Source organism: Desulfogranum marinum, assembly GCF_016918565.1.
Taxonomy (GTDB): Bacteria; Desulfobacterota; Desulfobulbia; order Desulfobulbales; family Desulfobulbaceae; genus Desulfogranum; species Desulfogranum marinum.
Genome location: NZ_JAFFQD010000146.1, coordinates 1 through 740, shown reverse-complemented (window position 1 = coordinate 740; position 740 = coordinate 1). Strand labels below are relative to the sequence as shown.

1 protein-coding gene is annotated in these 740 nt (G+C 45.1%); it reads right to left on the bottom strand.

What is annotated here, in order from left to right; translation table 11 throughout:
• Positions 1–186: 186 nt before the first annotated feature.
• The coding region (locus JWH17_RS23245; protein WP_205225087.1) for a hypothetical protein at positions 187–740 on the bottom strand (554 nt) is incomplete at its 5' end.

Genomic DNA, 740 nt, shown 5'->3' with positions numbered 1-740 from the left:
CAATCAGAGGTACTCGTACCATGGAAAGAAGAGGAAAAGGGAATAGAATTGCATGGATGCTCCTAGAAGGTAGGATACTTATATTATTACTACTATTGAGTATTTAACTGTCAGTCAGGAGACTCTGGAATGCCTACGAATGCTATTCCCTCTCTATAGGCGCCGAGGAAACACGTATATGTTAAGCTAAGTACCTACAATGTAGTGCTGCATAATTGCCTTAGCTTCATGAAAAGCGACGGAGAATTTTCGAAAGCCCTCACGATCAACAAAGCGTTGGTGCTCATCAGTTTCAGGCTTGTTGGCAACCTTGTTGAGGTATTTCTCCATTGTACCTAGCGCATCTTCAAGCCCTTGATGATTTTTAAACAATTTTACACTATTGAACTTGTGCAACTCTAATTGGACCTGGCGTTCGTTCAACTCCTGTAAATCTTTCGATTCGATCCTTTTCACTGCCTGTGCGCGTCGTCTAGCAAGCTTGACGTCCATGTAGATGCGCCCGATGTCATTAAGAATGTCAAAGCGAATCCTGCTTTGGTTGCGCTTTTGCTGGAGTCCCTCTTTAAATGATTCGAGGACGCTTGATGTAACAACACCAAGTACAGTAATTAAGCCTGCCTGGAGCAACGCCTTTACCCACTCTTGCTGATACTTGAGCAAGTCCGCCGGTTGCAAGCTCAAATATAGGGCGCTACCGACTGCCACTGCCGCAACGCCAGCAAGTACCAAGCTACCCA